The sequence below is a fragment of the Luteibacter sahnii genome (assembly GCF_034063545.1).
Classification (GTDB): domain Bacteria; phylum Pseudomonadota; class Gammaproteobacteria; order Xanthomonadales; family Rhodanobacteraceae; genus Luteibacter; species Luteibacter sahnii.
Genome location: NZ_JAQLOK010000020.1, coordinates 1 through 1,392, shown reverse-complemented (window position 1 = coordinate 1,392; position 1,392 = coordinate 1). Strand labels below are relative to the sequence as shown.

The window sequence follows — 1,392 nt, the reverse complement described above, 5'->3', positions numbered from 1 at the left end:
ACAGCTCATGCACCAGGAGGTCCGACGGGTACGGCACCGTCGTCGCGTTGAAGTCGTCGATCACCTCACGGCGCTGCGACGCCGTCAGCCATGGCAATCCCGACACCTTGGCCGACTCGGCCGACACCATCCCTTCCAGCAGCACTTCCCAGTGCGACAGCCACTGGCGCATCCGGCCCTCGTCGAACAGGTCGCTGGCATACTCCAGCGACCCCACCACCGCCCCGTCCTCCTCGTCCAGCAGCAGCGACAGGTCGAACTGCGCTCGCGCATACGCCAGAGGTTCGTGCTCCAACGTCAGCCCCGGCAGTTCCAGCGACGTCTTGCCCGTGTTGTTCAAACCCAGCATCGCCTGGAACAGCGGGCTATGGCCCAGCGAACGCGGCGGGTTGACCGCCTCCACCACCTGCTCGAACGGCAGGTCCTGGTGCGCGTACGCCTCCAGCGTCTCCTGCTTCAACCGGCCCAGCAGGCCCGACACCGTCGGGTCATCGTCCAGCCGGACCCGCAACGCCAGCGTGTTCACGAAGAAGCCGATCAGCCCTTCCGTGGCCGGATGGCGACGGTTCGCCACCGGCGTGCCCACCACCACGTCCTTCTGCCCGCTCAGCCGCGACAGCAGCGTGCCCCAACCGGCCAGCAGCACCATGAACAGCGTCGCGCCGTGGCGGCGCGCCAACGCCCGCAGGCCCTCGCTCAACGCCCTCGACAGGCCCACCGCCACCCGACCGCCCGCGTAGCTGCGCTGCAGCGGCCGCGGCCTATCCGTCGGCAACGCCAGCAACGCCGGCGCACCGGACAGATACTCACGCCAATACCTCGCCTGGCGTTCCCATACCTCCCCCTGCAACCACCCCCGCTGCCACTGCGCGTAATCCGCGTACTGCACCGGCAGCGCCTCCAGCGTCAACGCGACACCCTCGCGTTCCGCCGCGTAGAACTGCGTCAACTCACGCACCAGCACGCCGATCGACCAGCCGTCCGACACGATGTGATGCTGGGTCACCAGCAAACGCCACTCGTCGTCCGACAGACGCAGCAGGCTGCCCCGGATCAGCGGGCCATGCGCCAGATCGAACGGCGCTTCCACCACCGCGGCGACCTGCGCCGCTTCCAGGCGCGCGCGCGCTTCACCGCCCTGCCCGCGCAGGTCCTCCCGGCCCAGCGCGAAGCCCGCGTCCGCCGCGCGCACCCGCTGCCGCGGCCCGGACGGGCCATCCTCGAAGACCGTCCGCAGCACCTCGTGGCGCGCCACGATCCGATCCAGCGCACGGCCCAGCGCATCCCCGTCCAGGTCCCCGCGAAGGCGCAGGCTCGCCGCGATGTGGTACGCCTGGCTCGACGCCCGGTCCAGGCGGTCCAGGAACCACAGCCGCTGCTGCGACCACGACA

The 1,392-nt window shown here is 70.3% G+C and carries 1 protein-coding gene; it reads right to left on the bottom strand.

Translation table 11 applies throughout. The features are described 5' to 3' along the window. Positions 1 to 1,392, bottom strand: a 1,392-nt coding sequence (locus tag PI246_RS18355; protein ID WP_320552771.1) for a condensation domain-containing protein, incomplete at both ends; no start/stop codon positions are given.